The organism is Trinickia sp. (genome assembly GCF_057351765.1).
The window spans coordinates 1-21,246 of the sequence record NZ_JBMRBK010000058.1 but is presented as its reverse complement, the minus strand read 5'-3'; the positions used below and the strand labels follow the sequence as shown (position 1 = coordinate 21,246).

Here is a 21,246-nt window from a genome sequence, read left to right as displayed (position 1 = left end):
ATCGCCGCGCGACGATGCGCCGATCTGGGCTCATGCGAGAGTCGCAAGCTTGGATCCTCGAGCAGTCTGAGATAAGGGCGGTATGAATCTGCTGATAGAAAAATGGGGTAATAGCCTTTGGCTGCGTCTTCCTGCCGACTATGTGCATCGGATGGGCTTCAAGGAAGGCGACCAGGTGGAGGCGAGCCCCGCGCGCGCACGGCAACGCGGATGCCGCTCAGTTCGAGGCACGCGCGTGCTGGGTCAGCTTCAGCGCCGAGCGTTCTTCAAATAGAAATCCAAATATTTCTTCGAAAATCCTTCGAAGGCTCGCCGTGCTCCGATCACATATGCCTTGCCGAACCATTCCGATGCCGCATCTATGTCGCCCAGCTCGTAATTTGCTGCTCCGAGTTGCATCATGGACGCAGTATCGTCTTCCATAGGGCGGCCCAGGTAAGAGATTTTGGCCCAATCCCTGGCTTCGGCATAGTCGCGCGACTTCATACTATTGTTGAACAAGCAAGTTGGTATCCACTGGCCGAACAGGCTCCATTCGTGCTTCGGGGCAGGCAAACGGCTCCATGCGTCGATATAGATGCGGCGCGCCTCGACGGCCTCGCCGCGTTCATCAAGTGCATTCGCACGTTCGACCGTCCTGATCAAGTCCTGTGCCAGTTCGGGGTTTTCCGTCATCAGATCTCGCATCTTTATATCCTTGGGTAATCACAGTCGGCCACCTCGAAGGGACTATGGATAGTCGGGCGGCTCAGAGGGACCTATGAAATGAAGTGGGTTCTTGTAATTGAGAGGCAGCAACGCGCCGGCAGACCGGTTGAGCGAGAAATGGTCCAACACGTAGTTGTCCGGGTCCAGCATCCACGCCCGTACTTCCGCGGACTTCGCCCCAAAGAACCCACCTCGCCTGTTCCAGTACTCTACGGCGTCGTGCTTGTGTGCCATGTCTGCGGTACTTATCGGATGCCACAGGCCATTCGATGCCTGGTACATCATGTTCGGCCCCGTGCCGATAATTTTCCCCTTGCTGCGCATCTTCGCTATCACCGCACGTCCTGTCTTGCTGCCCTTGCCCGGCGTTCTTCCCACACATTTCAGACGAGCAGACTTCCTACGCAATCCGAATGGATCGATCCAATCGAATATATTCGGCGCGAACTTGTACAGATTTTCGCCACCGGCCAAGCCGATAGGGTCCTGGCTGATGAACGATGCGATGTCCGGATCATAGTACCTGTACCGGTTGTAGTGCAGTCCAGTTTCTTCGTCACAATACTGCCCCTGCAAGCGGAGCGGTTGATGGATCCGTGAAGCCGCGGAACGTTCAATCCTGCCTGTGGAACCGTAACACGACTCCCACATGACGAGCCCCATTGCGTCATGCATCCGCAAGGGTGCTCCATTTACATCGCATTGGTAGAAAGACACCGTCGCCGGTACGAGCGCCCGTTGTCCAGCGGACTGGGGCACCGCAGTTTCCGTCAGTTTGCCATGCACCGCGCAAAACGGCCGGAATGTCTCCGGGTAATAGATCCACTCCCATGTATGCGTCGCGGCGAAGCCGGCACCGCTACCCGCGTTTCGCAGTGGGGCTGCGACGTCGATGCCTCCGTTCTCACCGATATGCTCGCCCACCAGCGTGTCGCCATCCCAGAAGAACCTGCTCATGCGCGAAGGCGCTTCCCCGCCGGCAGAATCATGAAGAATCTTTCGCACCCGACGTTGGAGCGGGTCGTATTCGTACAGTGCCCGAATGCGAACCGGCTGGTGAGCTTGTGTCGCAGTTGGCCGAGTCGCCACGGTTTCCATGAGTTGCCCAAGCGCATTCCACTTGAGCGTCAGATTCTGCTCAGCCTGTTGCCGGCGGACCAGATTCCCGGTACGGTCGTATGCGTAATAGCAATCCGCATATTCCCCGTCACGCACCCACGTGTCACCCGATTGGGCATCGGCGGCGCCTACCGTGCGGCGCTCGCGGGTATGCGTCTTCAGCAGATCCCCAGCGGGATCGTATAGGAACCTATGGACCTGGCCAGCTGGATCGATGTGCGCAGTGATTCGCCCCACGGGATCATACGCATAGCGCTCGAGACCTCCGCGTGAATCCTGCTTTGCAATCAATTCGCCGTTTGCGCCATATGCATATTCGGTCGAGAACAAAGCGCCGGTACCAGCCAATAGCGTCCGCTGCGAGGTCAGTCGTCCTGCCGACTCATACGATAGTTCGCGCCGCAAGTCCGCAGTAAGTTGCTCGGCCGTGATCTGCCCGAGCGCATCACGTTCGATGACAAAGGGCATCGCGTCGTCGACCTGGATCGACGTGACCGCGTCCAATGCGTCGTACGCATAGCGCACCGTATGTCCGACCACACGGCCGCCCGACACAAAAGTTGTTTTTCGCTCCGTTCGGTTGCCGGCCGCGTCGTAAACGCTGGCAATCGTAAAATCGTCACCCTGCCGCTCTCCGATCACTCGGCCATCAGCGTCGTATTGAAACTCAACTCGGCAAGAGGGGTTCTCCGCAAGCACCAGATCGCCGTGACGGTCATATGCGAAGCGCTCCACCCACACCTCCCGCTCATAGTGCGGCGAGCGTTTCTCGATCATGCGACCAAGTCGGTCATAGCGATACTCGATAACCTGTCCCAGCGGGTCCGTACTGTCCAGCAATTCACCCGCCATGCCATACCGATAGCGCCGCGTCTGCCCCCAATAGTCCGTCTCTGCGATGATCCGCCCCAATGCGTCGCGCTGCACCGCATAGAGCTCGCCGCGTTCATTGACGACGCCGACCAGTTCCTCTTCCGTGTCGTACCTGTATTCGACGGCAGTGCCGTCTGCAGCAACGCGTCGCTTGACCTGTCCCAGTGCCGAATACTCCATCTCCGTCACTTGGCCTGCCGCATCGCGATAGCGAATCAGGTTCCCGTCTGTGTCATAGACGCAATGCATCTCGCGCCCATCCGGTTCGATCGCGCGCGTCAAATTGCCATTGCGGTCGTATTCGCAACGGCTCGCCTTCCCGAGCGCGTCAATCATCTCGATGAGGTTTCCCCGCGCATCGCTGCGATACTGCGTGCGATGGCCAAGCGCATCCGTCAGCGCAGCGAGACTGCCGTCGCGGCCATATTCGAACCGCGTGATGGCCCCACGTGCCCCGGTATGCGCAATCGGCTGTCCAAAGGGGTCATACGCGTAGCGCGAGGTCGCACCCGATGGCGTGGTTTGCGCGATCAGATTGCCCCTTTCATCCCACTCGTAGTGCCACTGACGCCCGCCGGGCAACGCCACACACAACGGGCGATGGTCCGTATCGTATTCGGTGCGAATTGCGCTTCCGTCAGGCCGCCTCTGCGCAACGAGATTGCCGTATCGATCGTATTCCCATGCGGTCGTGTGGCCAGCCGGATCGATCCGCGTAGTCGTGCGCCCCTGAGCATCATATCGATAACAAGTCACTCCACCGAGAGGATCGGTCTCGGCCACGGGCATGCCGCGCTCATTCAATTGCAGTACCGACGTATGGCCACGCGAATCGGTAATCCTCGTTTCCATCCGTACACGATCGTACGTGAACCGGTAATCGAACAAGCCGTCGTCACCCCACGCGCGGTCGACACGCCACACGCCATCCTCGCCGGCGCAGTAACGGTAGTAAAACGACACGCCCCGTGCGCTCGTGTGACTGACCATTCGATGATTATCCGCATAGTCGAAGCGATGCGGATGTGCCATCGCATCGACCGCTGCACTCAAATTGCCATCGCGATCATGCTCATAGGTAACAAGCAGGTGTGCGCCCCCATCAGCGTCGATAAGAGTCAATCCCGTTATCCCGGCTGCGTGCTTGACGCCGCTCAACCGGTCATGCCCTGAATCTCGTCTATCGCATTCGATCGTGCGAGCCGTCGCCCCGTCGCAGGTCCACTCGGCAACACGCACAACATGTCCGCGCTCGTCGCGTTCGAAGACCCACGCGTTGCCGTTGAGATCGGCGATACGCTCGACGGGCAGCGTCAGCCGCGCGCCGCCTTCAAGCATGGGCACGATTTGCTGCCATCGCGGTGGCAAATCGAACCTGTATTCGATGCCGCCCCGGGTACGCAGGGTAAGCCGATCGCCGCACCGGTATAGCGCATGCCCGTGCTGCCAGTCATAGACACGCTCGGACCAGCCTTCGGCCACGGGCAACGCATCGAACGCTGTCGCATGATCCGGAAAATACGCAGCGGCACCGATCCCGCTTTCATGCGACATCAGTTCGAGCCGGATATCGGCCGGTGTCTGCCATCCCAACCCGACCGCACCAGGATACGTGTCGTGACTGGCGTAATACCGATCCCATACAAGCGGCAATCGCCCCGGCACGGTGAAATCCCGCTGCTGAACGACAACTTCGCCGGTTGTCACGTCCACCGGTTCCGCGCGCAACACGTTGCATCGCAGGAACCCCGGCTTCAAATGCAGCTTGTCGGCCAGCGCATAGGCCCATTTGGATCCTCGAAACGCCTTGAACAGCCCCGCCGCGGCCGCGGCCATATTCGTCACCGGCGGGCCGCCGACCAACACAGGCCTGCCAACCGGAATCGGCAGCATCACCGACGACGGCATCGAGGGGTACTCTCGCTGCGTATGCGCGCCGTTGTGGGCAATCGGCTCCTCGCCGATCGACCAGCAGCTCATCGCCGGCAGTGCCATGAACGACATCGGATCGTTGTTCGCGAGCACCGTCCTGCTGCCCATGTAGGCTTCCGAGTCGTTCGACGGCTCGGGGGGTGCGGGCGGCACGGGTGCAAACGATTCGCCCAACGGAAAATGCAGTCCCGGTACGTGAAACGAATGCGTCCCCGCAGTCGTGCGCATGAAGCCGTTGACGAAGATCGGCCCGCCGCCACCGCCGGCACCCACGCCAGCTCCCGATGCGTTCGCAACCGCGCCTTCCATGCGAGCGATATCCGCGTCGAGCTTCAATCCATCCGCAACGATTGCGTTGCTTTCGATGTCGTTGAGCTTGTCGCCCACCACGTTCGTCGCCTGGTCGATCTGTTGAGCGACGTCTGGATGGTCCTGCAGATATTCGATCGCTTTCTCTTGCACGATCGTCGTCGCAATACTGCCTACCACGCCCATTGCGGCGGAAACGTATTCCCTTAAATCGAGCACGAAACCGACGTGCGGGTGAGGAAGAAATACCGGCGTCGGGCTCGGCGCTACGATAACGGCGTGCACGTCCACGCCGACGACAGGATCCATATGCTTGACAGCGAGCAATCCCATAGCGCGCTCACCGTCCTACGCTCAAAGCCGCGACTTTCTCGGTCAACTCGCCGCGACGCCGATCGAACGCTCCGACTTTCGACACCATCCATTCGACGACGAGCCGCAAATTGCTGTTCACGCGCATCGATTCATCGATCGACAGGCCGGCATCGAGCGCGTTGAAACCGGCCTCGAGCGCATGCTCGCGCTCGCCCGCCCTCTCCCAGCACACTGCGCTCATGCGCCATGCTTCGACCGTCATCAGCGCGTCCTTCGCTGCGCTCATCGAAGCTGCGGCGCGCTCATAGCAATACGCTGCCAATGCGAACGCCTTCTGCGTCAAATGCACACTCGCCTCGCCGAACAATCCGTGGGCGACGAGCTTGTGGCCCGCCGGATGCCCGGCTTCCACGGCCTGCTCGCCGCTTCGAGCCGCACTCCGATAAGCATCGATCGCTCGCGCATGGTCGCGCCACTTGAGATACGCAGCACCCGAGATCAAATGCACGACCGTACATTGATCGAACCACCGTTCACGCTCGGAGATCTCGAGCGCCTGTGTGCGCAGCCGCTCGAGCGTCGCCGGATCGCCTGATCCGACCGTTTCGCCAAGCTCCACGAAAAGGCGCCGAAACTGGCCGCTCGCTCCGCGTTCGCCCGATTCCGCGAGCAACTCGCGTGGCACGCTCGCCATCGTGTACTGTCCGCGCGCCAGGCACACCACGTTTCTATGTCGCTCGGCAAGAGGCGCCAACGACTCGACACCCGTGCGCGGCAAAACGAATCGCACGCGCTCGCCAAGCCGCGGCGCCGTCTTCAAGACCGAAAGCAGTTTCCCGAGCCAACCCGAAAACGCCGATTCGTCATGAATCTGCGCCGGCTCCAGCACGAAGATCAGTGCCGGGAAAATGTCCGGATGACGCTGCATGAGGCTATCGGACACGCTCAGCAAATGCAGGATCGGATCCGTGCCCCGATAAGGGGGAGCTTGCCAGTCGGCTCGCATCCCCTGTGCGTTCGATGCATCTCGTCGACTGTCGTAGAACCGGACGATCTCGTTCGTCAGCGCATGCGCATAGCGCGCTTCATCGAGATACTCCGAGCGCAAGCGAATGACCGCGCACGACAGCTCCTCTTGCGCCCGAAAATAAAGCCGCACGAGCTGCGCATCGGCTTCGTTCGTTTGCCAGATCATCAGCCGCGCATCGCGATCGTTCGCAAAGCGCAGCCAATCGGCGTGCGCAATCATGAACCTGCGTTCGACCGGATTCGTGGGTTGCCAATTCTGCATGGGCGCCGGTCTCTCAGGGATTCAGCTTCAACACGACGCCCTCGACCGTGTGCTCGCCCGTTGCAGACGACGTGACCGTCGTGCCGCGAATGCTGTGGCTGCTCGATCCGACCGATTCGACGGTCACACCGATGATCTGGATCGTGCCATCGTTCTTCAGCGTAATGCTCGCGCTGCCGCAAACGAGCGCGAGTTCGTCGCCCGCACTCACGAGTACCCGTTTGCCCACGGTCATCGTGTGATTGCTGCCCACGTTGACCGACTGTGCCGCACCCACGTTGACCACATGCGCATGTGCGATCGACGATGTCCGCTCGCCGATCTCCTCGATATGCGAGGCCGCGACAGTCGTCTTCATCTGCCGAGTGGTGGTGTGATAAAGCTGGCCGATCGTCGCGGTCTTGTTGTGCACGACGTGCTCCGTATGACTGCCGCCGATCGTCGCTTGCCGGTCCGCCCCGATCTTGACGGTTTCGGCCTGTCCGACTTCACGCTGGCGGCTGCCTGCCACCGTATGCGTCTCGTTGCCACCGATCGTGGCCATGCGATGCTGCCCGATGCTCACCGTCTCGTTCTGACCGACACTTCGCTTCCGATTGTTGGTCACCTGCATCGTCTCGTCGTTTCCGACCGAATGCGTATGGTTGTGTCCGATCGATAACGTGTGGTCCTGCTCGGTCTCCGCATCGAAGTTGCGTTCGGCATGCATCCACAACTGCTCGGCACCCTTGCGGTCCTCGAAACGCAATGCATTCGCATGTGCGACAGTTCCGCCGGGCGTCGAACGCGACAGCAACCCGCTTTGCGTCGCGCTGGCCGGCAAGCCCCACGGCGGCATTCGCTCGGCGTTGTAGACGCGCCCCGTCACCATCGGATGATCGGGATCGCCGTTGAGGAAATCGACGACGACTTCGTCGCCGACCCGCGGAATTTGTATTCCCCCAAAGCCGCCGCCCGCCCAGGGGTTCGATACGCGCACCCAACAGGACGAGTTTTCGTCGCGCCGGCCATAGCGGTCCCAGTGGAACTGCAGCTTCACTCGTCCGTATTGGTCGGTCCAAATCTCCTCGCCGGCGGGCCCGGTCACCACAGCCGTTTGAGGGCCGTTCGTGCGCGGTCTCGGCGTGAGGCGCGGTGCGCGATACGGCAAACTCGACGGCTGCGCGATGAACTGGGTCTCGTGCGTCACCTCGCTATCGCCGCTTTTTGTCGCGTAGGCGTTTTCCTGAAACAGGTAGCGGCACCGCACGACGAGGTACTCGCGATTCTGATCGGCCCGCGGACACCGCGTTAAATTGAATAAATAGCCCGGCGCCATCGCGCGCGCATTCGTGTAGCCGCTCGCGCGGTCATGCTCCGCTTGCAGTTCTTCCAGACGAACACGGCTGTAGCGCTCACCTTGTGCGCCGTCGACATAGCCGCCCGGCCACTCGAACACGGGAAGATCGTCATGGCGGTAGCCGAGCGGATCGGCCCGGCGCGCAAGCAGATCCGCGCGCGGCTTCTTGAAGTCATAGTCGTTCAGTTCGTGCCGGCCCGAATGGATTTCCTGCGCGGGCCACCATCCGGCGATATGCTCCTCATCGGCGATCGCGATCCGGTCGGGCCCGATGAATGGAATCGACTCGTACCCTGGCAGCGGGCGATGCGCGCTCGGCGCATCGCTCAGCACCAATGTATGGCGGCCGGATGCATGTTCGAAGTAATAGTAGATGCCCTCGAACTCCATCAGCCGTGAGACGAACGCCGCATCGGTTTCGTTGTACTGCACGCAGTACTCGCGCGGCGGATAGCTGCACGCCAGCCGGTTTTCGAGCGGAAACCCGTACGGTGCGAGCACCTCCTGCACGATTTGCGGCGTGCTCTTGAGCTGGAATATCCGACAGTCGGCACGGCGCGTGGCGAGCCACAGCCACGGACGCAGCGTAAGCTCGTACCGGTAGTGACGGTCGGCCTCGCGGCCGCCCATCAGTGCACGAGCAACCAATCCGTTCAGATAGCGCCGCTGTCCGCCTTGCTCCTCGATCTCGATCGTGACAGGCTTGCCGAGCAGCGACTGCAACGGCAGGCTATGGCTTTCCGCCAACGCATCGAGCGTCAATTCGAACGGCTCGCTCAGGCCTTCGTTGCCCGTCAGACGGCGAAAGATCAACTGATCGCCGAACGGGCTATCGAGCGTGAAAATCCGAGACATGCAGACTCTCTCGTTGCGCAATGAAGTCCGTGCCAATCATCGAGCACCATTTCGTAGCGTCATGGCGTTCAATTGAATCTGCAAAAGAAGAAAAGCCCGTTTTGCAGATCGTAGTGCTGGCCGCAATAATTGACGAAGGCGTTCAAATCGGGCATTTCCTGAATCGGCTGTACACCGCGCTGGGCGACCAGGTTGTCCAGGGACACAGTTCCGTTCGGCCCTCGTCCGAAACGCAGAAAGGTGCCGCCCATGCCGGGCCGGTGCGCCTGATTGGCGTCCGTTTGCGTCAACGTCTGACCTGTGATCCTTGCGTAATGAAATGCACCGGTCGCCTTGTTCAGATAGGCGACGGCCTGTGCATGTGGCGGTATCGGAACAATCCTGAACAAGCCGTCCGGGAGGCCGTGCGCGTCGCGATCGAAAGTGCTGGGCGTACGATATGCCAACGGCTGATCGGCGCCGCCGAAAGGATCGATCGATCCGACCATGTAGCCGCCTGCCACGCCGCCGGCGGCATGCTGACCGCAATCGGCGTTGCCGCCCGGCAGCTTGCCCAGGCCGCGCTGATTGCCGAAGCTCCATGTTCCGTTCATTGCTACCTCCCAATTTAAAAAGAAGCGTCGTCGAAGCGATAGACGAACTGGCCGTCTTCCGCATCGACCTCGATCGCCGCGAGCACGCGGCCGTCGATCGTCGCCCGCAGCAGTGCCTGGCTGATGCGGGGCAAGAGCGTGTGAGTCAAGATCGCATCGACCATTCGGCCGCCCGATTCGATCTCGCGGCAGCGTTCGGCGATCAGCGCCGTAACCGACGGCGCGCACGTCAGGAGAATGCGATGCTGAGTCTCGACGCGGCGCTCGATGCGTCGAAGCTGCAGCTCGACGATCCGCGAGAGCATCGCGTCGGCGAGCGGGTAGTACGGCACGACGGTCAGGCGGCCCAGCAGCGCCGCGGGGAAAACGTCGAGCAGCGGCGCACGCAGTGCGTCGGTCAGTGCTTGCGGATCCGGCAACCGCTCGGGGTCGCGGCACAGCTGCATGACCCGTTCCGAGCCGACATTCGAGGTAAGGATCAGCACTGTGTTGCGGAAGTCGATGAAACGACCCTCGCCGTCTTCCATCCGGCCCTTGTCGAAGACCTGAAAGAAAATTTCGTGGACATCGCGATGCGCCTTTTCCACTTCGTCGAGCAACACCACGCTGTGCGGCCGGCGCCGAACGGCCTCGGTCAGCACGCCGCCCTCGCCATAGCCGACATAACCGGGCGGCGCGCCCTTGAGCGTCGAGACGGTGTGCGCCTCCTGGAACTCGCTCATGTTGATCGTGACGAGGTTGTGCTCGCCGCCATAGAGCGTGTCCGCGAGCGCGAGCGCCGTCTCGGTCTTGCCGACTCCCGACGGTCCGCACAGCAGAAAGACGCCATGCGGCTTGACTGGATCGTCGAGGCGCGCGCGCGCGGTCTGGATGCGCCGCGCGATGGTTTCCAATGCGTGAGCCTGCCCGATGACGCGCTCGTTGAGCGTATCGCCCAGCTTCAGTACCGCTTCCGTTTCATTCTTGACCATGCGGCCAACCGGAATCCCGGTCCAGTCCGCCACCACGGAAGCGACCGCATGCGTGTCGACCGACGCAAGCACGAGGGGACTCTCGCCTTGCAACTGAGCCAGGTCGCGCAGCGCGGACGAGAGTCGTCGCTGTTGGTCGGCCAGATCGGACGCGTCGGACCCACCCGCCGCAGCCGCCGCACCTTCGGCATCCTGGCTCAGCAGCTCGGCCCGCAAACCGACGACTCGCTCGATCGCCGCTCGCTCGGCCGACCAGCGCTCCTCCAACTGCGCGAGCGTTTCGGCCTCGCGAGCGAGCGACGCCTCGATCTCGTCGAGGCGGACCGCGTCCGCCATGCCCAGCGTGCGCTCGCGCTCGAGCAGCCCCCGCTCGGCGCGCAGACCGTCGATGCGCGACCGTGCGTCTTCCAGCGGCGCCGGCACACCGTGCTGACTGACCGACACACGTGCACATGCGGTGTCGAGCAGGCTGATCGCTTTGTCGGGCAACTGTCGCGCGGGAATGTAGCGGTGCGACAACGTCACGGCGGCATCGAGCGCTTCGTCGAGCACGAGCACGCGATGGTGCGCCTCCATCCGCTGCGCGAGCCCGCGCAGCATCCGCAATGCGGCCGCCTCGTTCGGCTCGTGCACCTGCACGACCTGGAAACGACGCGACAGCGCGGGGTCGGCTTCGATGTATTTCTTGTACTCCGACCAGGTCGTCGCGCCGATCGTGCGCAGATGTCCGCGCGCGAGTGCGGGCTTCAGCAAATTCGCCGCATCGCCGGTGCCGGCCGTACCGCCCGCACCGATCAGCGTATGCACTTCGTCGATGAAGAGAATGATGGGTCGCGCGCTCGACATGACTTCGTCGATCACCTCGCGCAGCCGGCGTTCGAATTCGCCTTTGACGCTGGCGCCAGCCTGCAACAGGCCGATGTCGAGCATATACAGCGTCACGTCGCGCAGCGGCGGGGGCACTTCACCGGCGACGATGCGCAATGCGAACCCCTCCGCGACCGCGGTCTTGCCGACTCCGGCCTCGCCTGCGAGCAAGGGGTTGTTCTGACGCCTGCGCAACAGAATGTCGACGACCTGCCGGATCTCGCTGTCGCGCCCGACGACAGGGTCGATCTCGCCCGCTTTCGCCCGAGCAGTCAGATCGATCGCAAAGCGGCTCAATGCGGTGCCTTCGCTTCGCTTTTGTGCCTCGACGTCGGGCGCCGCGGCATAGTCCTCGCCGGCCGTCTCGGGCGAGCCCGCGACGATCTGCTCCAGCTCGTCGGCCAGGACGTCGGGTGCGATCCGCCCGAACTCGCGGGCGACCGCAAAAAGCACGTTGGCGAGACCTGGCGTCTTCAGCATGCCGAGCAGCAGGACCGCGCCGCGAATGCGCGTCGCGTCGTAGCGAAGCGTCGCATACACCCACGCGCGCTCAACCGCTTCGTCGACATGCCCTGAGAAGTCCGAAACGGAGCCGGCGCCGCGCGGCAAGCGATCGAGCGCAGCCATGAGCCCTTGCTCGATGCGGACCGGCTCGATGTCGAAACGCTGCAGCACGCGGTGCAGATCGCTGTTTGGCTGCTGCACGATCTGATGCAGCCAATGGACGAGCTCGACATACGGATTGCCCCGTAGCCGGCAGAATGCGGTGGCCTGCTCCAGCGCTCGATAGAGGAATGGGTTCAGTTTGCCGAACAGGGCGACACGACCGATTTCAGACAATGGCGTCTCCATCAAGACTGTGGTGGGAGGAAAAGGCCTCTGCGGCGGGGCGGGCGCCGCCGGGCGCAGGCCGCGGCGCCTGACGGGCCCCGGAGCTGGCGCCACCGGGCCGGCCGCGCCGCGCAGCCGGATCGAGCACGAGGTCGCGCGCCGGACTCGTCGTCATCCTGCGGCCGACCCAGGCGCTTCGGCCGAGTCCATGCGCATCGCCCAGAGCCAGCGCCGGGACTTCGTCGTGAGCGAGCTCGAGCTGCACATCCCAGGCGAATTCGATCCCGACGTACTCGCGCACCCACTCGGCGAGCCGATGCGCCCACTCGCCGCCGGGCAGGAACAGCCGGTACTGGGCAAGCGAAAGCGGGCCGAGCACCAACCGAAAGTGCGACTGGCCGTCGCGCACCGCCCGGCCGAGCACCGCTGCGCCGAGCGGCTGAGTGCGGGCCGTCGCGCGAATCGCGCAGCATTGCTCCGGCGCCAGCCGCACCCAGCGCGGCACATGCTCGACGATGCGCACGGGCACGCCGAAATATCGCCGCAGGATCTGTATCAGGCCTTCGGGGTTGCGGGTATGCCGCACCAGATGTCCGGCCTGGAAATACTGCGCGTGAAGCGCGGGGCGATACGGGTTCGTATGCGGGCTCGCACCTCGACCGATCAGACTGCCGACATGCCCATCGAACCGCGCTTGTGCCGGCCGGTCGAGACTGACGGCAGGCTGCGCATCGGCCCACGCGCGGTAGAAGAGGACGATGAGCCGATGATGAAAGAGATCAGCAAAGGCAGCGAAAGCCGGATCGTCGAACGCCGTGGCGCGCTCGCGCGCGTACTCGGTCAGGTGCAACGGCAGGGGCCCGTTCGGGCCGAAGAGCCCGAATCCGTGAATGGCAACGCGCGGCACGGTTTCATCGCACTCATGCACGGAGGCCACCATCGCCGGTGCAAAGGCAAGCGAAGGTTGCTGGCCGAATCGCACCGGTTCGTCCCGCAGGCGCACCGCGCGACCGAGAGGCAACTCGCTGCCCGATGCCGCATCGAGCCAGCGCATCAGATGATAGAGATCGTATGCGTGCGGCGCGACGCGCATACGCTGCCACCATGCGGCATGTCGCCCATCGTCGGACGCGGGCATGGCAGGAAGCGGTGCACTGTTCATATCGTGGGCCGCCTGCCCACGCGTGCGGGCCAGCGCGCGAGCGTGCCGCGCTGAACGCTTCGAAGCACCGCTGCGCTATAGGTATTGATGGAGACGTGCCGCGCGAAGAACTGCTCGATCACCGCGCCGAGGAGATACGGGCTCTCGCCCGAGAACGCGTGGTCGTCCACCGTCACTGCAACTTCCACCCCGCGCCCGAACATGAGCGGGCCGGCGCCCGGCAGGCGATGAAACACGGGCGTGTATGCGACACCGCGGATACCGTCGATCTGCATGCGCGCCGACGCATCCGCCGCGTCCGTGTGAAGCGTCAGCAGTTCACGCAAGCGATGCGCCCCCTCCTCTTCGTCGAGATCGGTGAGCGCCTGGTAGGCCAACCCTAGATGGCTGATGAGACGCCAGGCAGCGGCGCCTTGCGCGATCGGTGCTCGGGGGCGCGAGGGGCCGGCCAGCACTTCGATGCGTTCCACGGGCGCCGAAACCTTGAGCGTGAACCCGGCCTCGCTGCCCGACGGCAGCAGCAACGCGAGATCGCGGTTGGTGCACAGCGTATCGACGGACAGATAGCGAATCCGCTCGTCGAACGGTGCGCATTGCCCATCGACGAGTGTGATGAAAGTCTCGCTGCCGATATAGCCTGTGCGGCTTCCGTTTGCACGTGCCTGCGCCGAAACGAGGCGCGGCTCGCGATGCGCCGACCAATATGCGCCGAAGTTTCCGCCGTCGGCGGCATATGACGCATGGAACGGACGAAACGCTTGCGCTTGCTCGCCCGCATCCAGATGGCCGACGACACGCTCCACGGTATGCACTTCGTAGTCGAGCGGGCAGCCGCGGTCCACCACGACATGGTGCTCGCGTGTGCGCGGCGCGACGGGTATGCGATCCGCCCGCCGCGCGAACAGATTGACGGCGGGCGTGCAGTTGAGCGCGAGATGCTCCGTGCCGACCGCGCTTTCGAGCGCGGCTTCCTGCTTGTCGAGCAGAATCGTCAGTTCGAGTTCGTCGCCGGCCGCACGTCGAAGTGCCGGCTGCAACCCATTGATGCTGAAAAACAGAAATCGTGCCGGGAAGGCAAAGTATTCCCGCATCAGCCGATAGCCCTGAAACGTACGACCGTCGTCAGGCAACAGCGCCTGCTCCGCGCCGAAGCCTTCATGAACGATCGCGTCGGAGCCGAGCGGGTACTGCCAACGCGGCGAACTTCCCGCTTCGTGGCAAACGACGCCCAGCGCATGCGCCCCGACCAACTCGAGCAATTGCAGCGCGATGCGTTCCGGGCCCGCCAAATAAAACATCAATCGATCCAGCGGCAACTGGGAGAATGTGGCCCCGCCGCGCAACTTCAAGCGGATGCGCAAGGCACCGCGCACCTCGCGCGCGATGCCCGGATGCGCGAGCGACAGGTCCGTCGGCGCACCGGTGAGCGCAACCCGCGCGAGTTCGAGCGGCCACAGCGTCACATCGTGCGCGGTACGGAACTCGCATGCGGTCTGCTCCCCGTCTGTCGGCCGCGCCTTGAGGGCCGTACCGGCCGGCAAGAGGACGCCGCGTGCGAGACTGCCTTCATTGATCATCGGCGCGAAGCGTACGACCGCCATCGAAGGCAGCGGTGCCAGATAGCCGGGACATACACTTTCGAGCAAGCCCTCGGTGAAACGCGGAAACTCCGCATCCATCTTGAGCCGCACCCTGGCGGTCAAAAAGCTGAAGCCTTCGAGCAGCCGTTCGACATAGGGATCGGGCGGCTCGCCTTCCGGCAAGCGCAGATGCGCCGCCACCTTGGGAAACTGCTGTGCGAACTCCGTGCCCATCTCACGCAGATAGGCGAGTTCCTGGTTGTAGTATTCGAGCAGACGCGTGTCCATCGCATCAGATCCGCTGGATGGGTTGCAGCGACATCGCGCCCGTCTCGAGATCGAGTTCGGAGCGCAACAGCAAATCGACGGGTCGGGGCACCGACCAGAGTCGACCGCGGATTTCGAACGCCAGCAGGTTCTGCGGGCTCGCCTCGCCGCTCTCACCCGTTTCGCCGGGCACGCCCTTGCCGATGCAGCGCACGTCGAGGCTATCGGCCGCGATCCGAGGCTCGAAGCGAAGAATCGCTTCGCGGATCGACGCTTCGACATCGGACGGCTCCAGCCCCGACATCTGCACGCCTGCCAACGGCCGCATCCCGTAGTTGAGCACCGACGAAAGCACATAGGGAAACGACACGCCGTCGATCCCATCCGCGGCGTTGCTCGTATTGAGCAGCCACGCAAGGTCGCGCAGAACGGCCGCGCGCAGACGCTCGTCGCCGATCGATTCGGCGCAGGAAGGCTCCGTGCCTCGACGCTGCGCCGTATCGGTCAAGCGATCGAGCAGCGCAGGCTGCAAACGGTCCCGCGCCCGGCGAGCGGTGCGCGTGCCGCGCATCGAGGAGAAGTCGTGCTCAGCGTCGTTCATGGTCGCGCCCCTCACCCGTCACATTTCCTTGTTTTCCTTGACGTTCCAGCCAACCGATACCTCGGCGCCCTTGCCGCCGGTATCGGTCTGCTCCCAGTACTGCTTCTTCACGCGCGCGGCCTGAAAGCCGTAGTTCATGAGCAGCCGATCGGCCGCATCGCCCGGATCGACACCCGTCACATGCGCCGAAGTGACGAGCACCTCCTCCAACGTGACTCGCATGAACTCGATTTGGGTGCCGCCCGTTTTGCAGGCCGAGATTTCAAGTTTGGTCAGATGCTTGCCGTTCGCGCAATTCTTGATGATCGCAGCCGAGCTCTTGTCCATATAGGCCACGACGGAAAGGTCGTTGAAGCTCGCGCGGCCGGCGTTGCCGCCACCGCCGGTTGCCATTGCCCCCCTCTGGTTCGCCCCCCAGGAGAACGACTGGATGTCCGTCCATTGCTTGTGCTGGGAATCCTCGGATTCGCCGGTGACGCCATCGACCTTCATAAACATTGCCACGCCCATTTCTTCACTCCGTCAGGAAAGTCAGTTGATGTTCAGTGTTGGCCCGTCTTCGCGGAGGGCAGCTTGGACACGAGTCGAAGCGACACCGTGAGCCCTTCCAGTTGGTAGTGCGGGCGCAGGAAAAACTTGGAGGTGTAGTAGCCGGGGTTGTCCTCGATTTCCTCGACGACGACTTCGGCGGCCGCCAGCGGCTTGCGTGCCTTGGTTTCCTGCGACGAGTTCGCGGGATCGCCGTCCACGTAATTCATGATCCAATCGTTGAGCCAGCGCTCCATGTCGTCGCGCTCGTGAAACGAGCCGATCTTGTCGCGCACGATGCACTTGAGGTAGTGCGCGAACCGGCAGCACGCGAACAGGTAGGGCAAGCGCCCTGACAGACGCGCATTGGCCGTGGCGTCAGGGTCGTGATACTCGGCCGGCTGCAATAGCGACTGCGCACCGATGAATGCGGCGAAATCCGAGTTCTTCCGGTGCACGAGCGGCATGAATCCGTTCTTCGCAAGCTCCGCTTCGCGCCGGTCGCTGATTGCGATCTCGGTCGGACATTTCAGGTCGACTCCGCCGTCGTCGGTCGGAAAGGTGTGACACGGCAGGCCGTCGACGGCCCCGCCCGACTCGATGCCGCGAATCGACGAACACCAACCGTAGTGCTTGAACGAGCGGTTGACGTTGACCGCCATCGCATAGGCGGAATTGGCCCACGTGTATCGGTCGTGATTCGCCGCTTCCGTCTCCTCTTCGAAATCGAACTCGTCGACGGGATTCGTACGCGCGCCGTACGGCAAACGCGCGAGAAAGCGCGGCATCGCAAGCCCCAGATAGCGCGAGTCATCCGATTCGCGCAATCCTCGCCAGGCGGCGTATTCCGTGTTCTGGAAGATCTTGGTGAGGTCGCGCGGATTGGCGAGCTCCTGCCACGAATCCATCTGCATCAGTTCCGGCGCTGCGCCGCCGATGAAAGGCGCATGCGCGGCGGCCGCGATCTTCGCGAGTTCGCCGAGCATCTCGACGTCGGGCGGACTATGGTCGAAGTAATAGTCGCCCACGAGGCATCCGAACGGCTCGCCGCCAAACTGGCCGTATTCCTCCTCATAGACCTTCTTGAAGAGGGGACTCTGGTCCCAGCCGATGCCCTTGTGGCGCTTGAGCGTGCGTGCCACCTCGGTCTTCGCGGCCGGCAAGACCTTGATCTTCAGCAACTCGTCCGTTTCCGTGTTGTTGACGAGATGATGCAAGCCGCGCCACGCGCCTTCCAGCGCCTGAAATTCGCGATGATGCAAGATCAGGTTGATCTGCTCGCTCAGCTTACGGTCGATCTCCGCAATGATCTGCTTCAGTGTTCCATAGGCATCTCCGCTCGTGACGACGGCATGCTCGAGGGCCTGCTGCGCGAGCGTACGCACTGCCCGCTCGACCGATTCGCGTGCCTGCTGGGTCTTCGGCTTGAATTCCTTTTGCAACAACGCAGTGAATTCGTCTTGCGCCACGGCGGGTGCATCGGATACCGCTCCGGCATCGAGGCTGACGGCGGCTTTATTCATGGCCGACCTCCTGTTGCGAGGCGTCGAGGGGTACGCTCGCGTCGGTGTTCGCCTCTTTTCCGCGTACGAGCGACTCGAGCAGCGCCGGATCCCGCATCGCCCGCTCGATCAGTTGCTCCGCGCCCTGCTTGCCGTCCATGTACGAAAGCAGGTTGGCCAGCTCGGTGCGCGCATCGAGCAGCCGGCGCAGCGCTTCGACGTTGCGTGCGATCGCGCCCGGAGAAAAATCGTCCATGCTCTCGAACGTGACGTCGACGTTCAGCATGCCCTCGCCTGTCAGCGTGTTGGGCACCTGCAGCGCGACGCGAGGCGCGATGGACTTCATGCGTTCGTCGAAATTGTCGATATCGACTTCGAGGAACTTGCGTTCCGCGAGATCGGGCAACGGTTCGCGACGCTTGCCTGCAAGATCCGCCATGACGCCCATGACGAACGGCAATTGCACCTTGCGCTGCGCGCCGTATACCTCGACGTCGTATTCGATCTGCACTCGCGGCGCGCGATTGCGCGCGATGAACTTCTGGCCGCTGGCCATGGTTTTGTGTTTTGCCATTCCGATGCTCCTCGTAAGGTCCTGAAGTGACATTGATGACCGTCGATCGCCGCCAGGGTGGCGTTACTCGGTGCGCTGCTGTCCGCCCAGCGCGTCGAGGTGCGCCAGGCTCTCCGGCACGAGATCGCGGATGATTTCGTAGAAGTCGAGACCCAGCAGGCGCTGCGCGCGGCGCAGCAAAATCGGCGCTGGATGACTCGGCTCATGGACTTCGAAATATCGGCACATCTTCTCCAGGCCGAGCCGTACGTCGTCGCGGCTTGCGAGCTCGGCTTCTCGCCACGTCGCCCCCCCGGCTGCCGTCGCTGCGGTAGCGCCGGCATCTGCGTCGTCGGCGGACACAGGTCCGCTCGGCTCGCTCGCCGACGGAGCGAGCACGTCGCGTCTGATTCGGTGCAGGGCCCTTTCGAAGTCGCTCGTATCGAATGTCCATTCGGTGCCGAGCTTGTCGGCCACTCGCGCACGAATCGCTTCGAGCCTGTCGAGCGCCGCAAGCGCCGCGCGCAATTCGGAACGCGATTCAGCCTGTGCGCGCAGCAAGTCGCCGCGCAGGCGTTCGGGGCCGCCCGGGTAGTGCGCGACATCCTTTTCCGCGCCGTCGAGCTGGCGCTCGGCGTCGCGCACCGTGAGGCTCCCGAAGCTGCCCACGACGATCGCCTGCTGGCGCGCAACCCCCGCGCAGCCGAGCGGCCCGGCCACCTCGGCAAGTGCGTTCATCCGCTGCGTCGGGTCGTATTCGCCGTCTTCGGTGAGCGGTGGATAAACGTTGTCCCAATACTTTTCGATAAGCTCGCTCACGACTTGCAGGCCATCGGCGTAACCGGGAATACCGCTCAACTCCGTCCAGCTTCGCGTGAGCAGCGCGGCAACCCGCAGATCCTTGGTCCGCTCAAAAAGCGCGCTCGCGTGCCGCTCCACCGCCAGCCAGTCCGGCGGCTCGGCCGCGATCACCGTTTCGCCGTACTGCTGCTCGGGTTTGCCGGTCGCCACTTGCCGCAGTCTCAAGTAGTCGTCGTCGTACTCGAGATTCGGTCCGCACGGAGCATCGGCGGAGATTTCGGCAAGCATCGATTCAATCAGTTCGGGGGACTGCATGGCGAATCCTTGTCGAGCGGTCATGAACGCTTTTTTTGCAACGTCGAGCGAGATGGATGGGTTTTCATTCGAAGGCATAGTCGATGCTGACCGGCCGATCGCCCGCTTCGATCTTCAGCGTGCGCCGCAGCGGCTTCAGATTTCCGTTGCGGATCTCGATCTGATACACGCCCGGCGCAAGCGACAGCGTTCTGAGCGGCGGGCTGACTCCGCGTTTCGCGCCGCCGACGTACACCTCGCCCCAAGGGCGGATCTTGAAACGCACGGGTACCGTGTCCGGCGGCTTCGGTGCAGCCGGCGGCTCTTCGACGGGAGCGGCCGTCGCGCCGCTCGCCGTTGCAATGGCGACGACCGTCTCTGAAGGGCCGAGGCTCGCCGCCGGCACGGTGGCAGCCGATGCGGCCATGCTGTCGGAAGCCGAACGGCCGGCGTACTCGGGCATACCGGCCGCGGCGCTCGCGGCTGGCGGAAGCATCGTTGCAGCAGACGTCGGCGCGGACGCGGCAAAGGCCGTTGCCGATTTCGTCTGCGCCGGCGGAACCGGCGCCCCTTTTATTGCCGGCGTTGCGCCCGCTTTTCCAGCGATCGTCGAAACAGCTTGCGGCGATACCCGCTGGGAAATCCGCGCCGTCCACGCCGCGACGATGCCGGCGACGAGCAGCACGGCCAACGCGCTCGCTCCGTAGAGTGCGAACCGGCTGCCGCCGAAGCGGTGAACGCCGGCAGCCGCACGTTCTTGGGTCGTCGCTTCGCCAGCCGGGCGAGGGCTCGACGACTCATGCTCCGGTTGCGAGGCGGTGCCCATATCGGCACTTTTCTGTTGCGGGCCGACTGCCGGGTCCGGCGTTGCCGGCGCTTCGACGCTCGCATCCAGCGGCTGCGACTTCGCATCGGACGCTTTCGCATCCGCTTCCGTGTGGGCGGGTGCCGGTGCCGCCGCCGCTGCGAGCGCAGACGGAGGAGTGGTCGATGCCTCTGTCGAAGGCGCGTTTAGATCACGCTGCAGCGGCACCAGTGGCGCGCGCTCGAATCCCGTTATGCCGAGCTCGACCGCGAATGCGGCCACCGATTCGGGCCGATCCGGAATGCGCACGGCGAGTGCGTGGTCGATCGCCGCGAGAAACCGATCGCTGTACCGTTCGCGATCGGGCAGTGCGCGCGCGACGAGCGGCCGATACTTGTCTTCGATGCTGCGCACGACAGCCGGCGGCGGCAACTCGCCGGTCACGACGGCGTGCACGACCGCACCGAGTCCGTAGATGTCGGTCCAGGGACCCTGCGTGAAGGCCGGATCGTCGGTGTATTGCTCGATCGGCGCGTAGCCCGGTTTCAACATGACGGCTCGATCGTCGACAAGATCGCCGATCAGCTTGCGTGCCGCGCCGAAGTCCAGCAGCACCGGCTTGCCGTCGGGCTTGACGAGGATGTTGTCGAGCGAGATATCGCGGTGAAAGCACTGCGCGCGATGCAGCGTATCGAGCGCGCCCAGCACGCCGGCAAGCATCTCGCGCAACTGCGCTTCGCCGAAGCGTTCACCGCGCGCCACGCGCTGCTTGAGCGTCTCGCCCTCGTAAAACGGCATCGTCATATACGCCGTTCCGTGCGCTTCCCAGAAATGCAGCACCTTGACGAGGCCCGGATCGTCGAATTGCGCGAGCAGCCTTGCTTCGTTGACGAACGCAGCGCGCCCGGCGTCGAACGCTTGCCCGAAGCGTTCGGAGCGAAGCATGACCGTGTGATCGCCCCCGCGCGTGGCGAGCATGGAAGGCATGTATTCCTTGACCGCCACGACGCGCTGCAGAGCACGATCGAACGCACGATATACGATGCCGAAGCCGCCTACGCCCAGCACGGCATCCAGTTGAAGCTCGCCGAAACGATGCCCGACGGGAAGCGGCCTGACCCGTGCGTCGTCTTCGCCCGTGCGAGAGGCG

General features: G+C 63.4%; 14 protein-coding genes and 1 pseudogene. 1 reads left to right on the top strand and 14 read right to left on the bottom strand.

The window, feature by feature from the left end; translation table 11 throughout:
• The first annotated feature begins 82 nt into the window (after positions 1-82).
• Positions 83-274, top strand: coding sequence for an AbrB/MazE/SpoVT family DNA-binding domain-containing protein (locus ACO1XS_RS15640; protein WP_414720170.1), 192 nt, complete (start codon positions 83-85; stop codon positions 272-274).
• Here ACO1XS_RS15640 and ACO1XS_RS15635 read toward each other — a convergent pair.
• The 14 genes and pseudogenes from ACO1XS_RS15635 to ACO1XS_RS15570 form a co-directional block, all read right to left on the bottom strand.
• Positions 250-687, bottom strand: a complete 438-nt coding sequence (locus ACO1XS_RS15635; RefSeq protein WP_331567358.1) for a hypothetical protein — start codon at positions 685-687, stop codon at positions 250-252. The two genes, ACO1XS_RS15640 and ACO1XS_RS15635, sit on opposite strands and share 25 nt — an antisense overlap.
• Before the next feature lie 42 nt (positions 688-729).
• The gene (locus tag ACO1XS_RS15630) at positions 730-5,274 is read right to left on the bottom strand and encodes an RHS repeat-associated core domain-containing protein (RefSeq protein ID WP_486391120.1); all 4,545 of its coding nucleotides are present in this window, start codon (positions 5,272-5,274) and stop codon (positions 730-732) included.
• Positions 5,275-5,281: 7 nt separating this feature from the next.
• The gene (locus ACO1XS_RS15625; RefSeq protein ID WP_331567354.1) at positions 5,282-6,547 is read right to left on the bottom strand and encodes a hypothetical protein; all 1,266 of its coding nucleotides are present in this window, start codon (positions 6,545-6,547) and stop codon (positions 5,282-5,284) included.
• A gap of 13 nt (positions 6,548-6,560) precedes the next feature.
• A complete protein-coding gene (locus tag ACO1XS_RS15620) occupies positions 6,561-8,741 on the bottom strand; it encodes a type VI secretion system Vgr family protein (RefSeq protein WP_331567352.1) in 2,181 nt (726 codons plus the stop codon).
• A gap of 68 nt (positions 8,742-8,809) precedes the next feature.
• Positions 8,810-9,334, bottom strand: coding sequence for a hypothetical protein (locus tag ACO1XS_RS15615; protein ID WP_331567350.1), 525 nt, complete (start codon positions 9,332-9,334; stop codon positions 8,810-8,812).
• 14 nt (positions 9,335-9,348) lie between these two features.
• Positions 9,349-12,012: a type VI secretion system ATPase TssH gene (tssH, locus tag ACO1XS_RS15610; RefSeq protein WP_486391119.1), complete on the bottom strand. Its 2,664-nt coding sequence runs from the start codon at positions 12,010-12,012 to the stop codon at positions 9,349-9,351.
• Positions 12,005-13,165: a type VI secretion system baseplate subunit TssG gene (tssG, locus tag ACO1XS_RS15605; protein ID WP_331567346.1), complete on the bottom strand. Its 1,161-nt coding sequence runs from the start codon at positions 13,163-13,165 to the stop codon at positions 12,005-12,007. Before tssG ends, tssH begins: the two co-directional genes overlap by 8 nt.
• Positions 13,162-15,033, bottom strand: a complete 1,872-nt coding sequence (gene tssF, locus ACO1XS_RS15600; protein WP_486391118.1) for a type VI secretion system baseplate subunit TssF — start codon at positions 15,031-15,033, stop codon at positions 13,162-13,164. Before tssF ends, tssG begins: the two co-directional genes overlap by 4 nt.
• 4 nt (positions 15,034-15,037) lie before the next feature.
• Positions 15,038-15,583, bottom strand: a complete 546-nt coding sequence (gene tssE / locus ACO1XS_RS15595) for a type VI secretion system baseplate subunit TssE (RefSeq protein WP_486391125.1) — start codon at positions 15,581-15,583, stop codon at positions 15,038-15,040.
• A gap of 48 nt (positions 15,584-15,631) precedes the next feature.
• On the bottom strand, positions 15,632-16,123 hold the full coding sequence (locus ACO1XS_RS15590; RefSeq protein WP_331567340.1) for an Hcp family type VI secretion system effector: 492 nt from the start codon (positions 16,121-16,123) through the stop codon (positions 15,632-15,634).
• A 32-nt stretch (positions 16,124-16,155) separates the two neighbouring features.
• On the bottom strand, positions 16,156-17,664 hold the full coding sequence (gene tssC, locus ACO1XS_RS15585; protein WP_486391117.1) for a type VI secretion system contractile sheath large subunit: 1,509 nt from the start codon (positions 17,662-17,664) through the stop codon (positions 16,156-16,158).
• Complete coding sequence (tssB, locus tag ACO1XS_RS15580) at positions 17,657-18,217, bottom strand: type VI secretion system contractile sheath small subunit (RefSeq protein ID WP_331567336.1); 561 nt, start codon at positions 18,215-18,217, stop codon at positions 17,657-17,659. The genes tssC and tssB overlap by 8 nt, the downstream gene beginning before the upstream one ends.
• A 63-nt stretch (positions 18,218-18,280) precedes the next feature.
• Positions 18,281-19,312: a type VI secretion system protein TssA gene (tssA, locus tag ACO1XS_RS15575; RefSeq protein WP_486391116.1), complete on the bottom strand. Its 1,032-nt coding sequence runs from the start codon at positions 19,310-19,312 to the stop codon at positions 18,281-18,283.
• A gap of 811 nt (positions 19,313-20,123) precedes the next feature.
• Positions 20,124-21,246: pseudogene (locus ACO1XS_RS15570) on the bottom strand (serine/threonine-protein kinase); the annotation flags it as partial.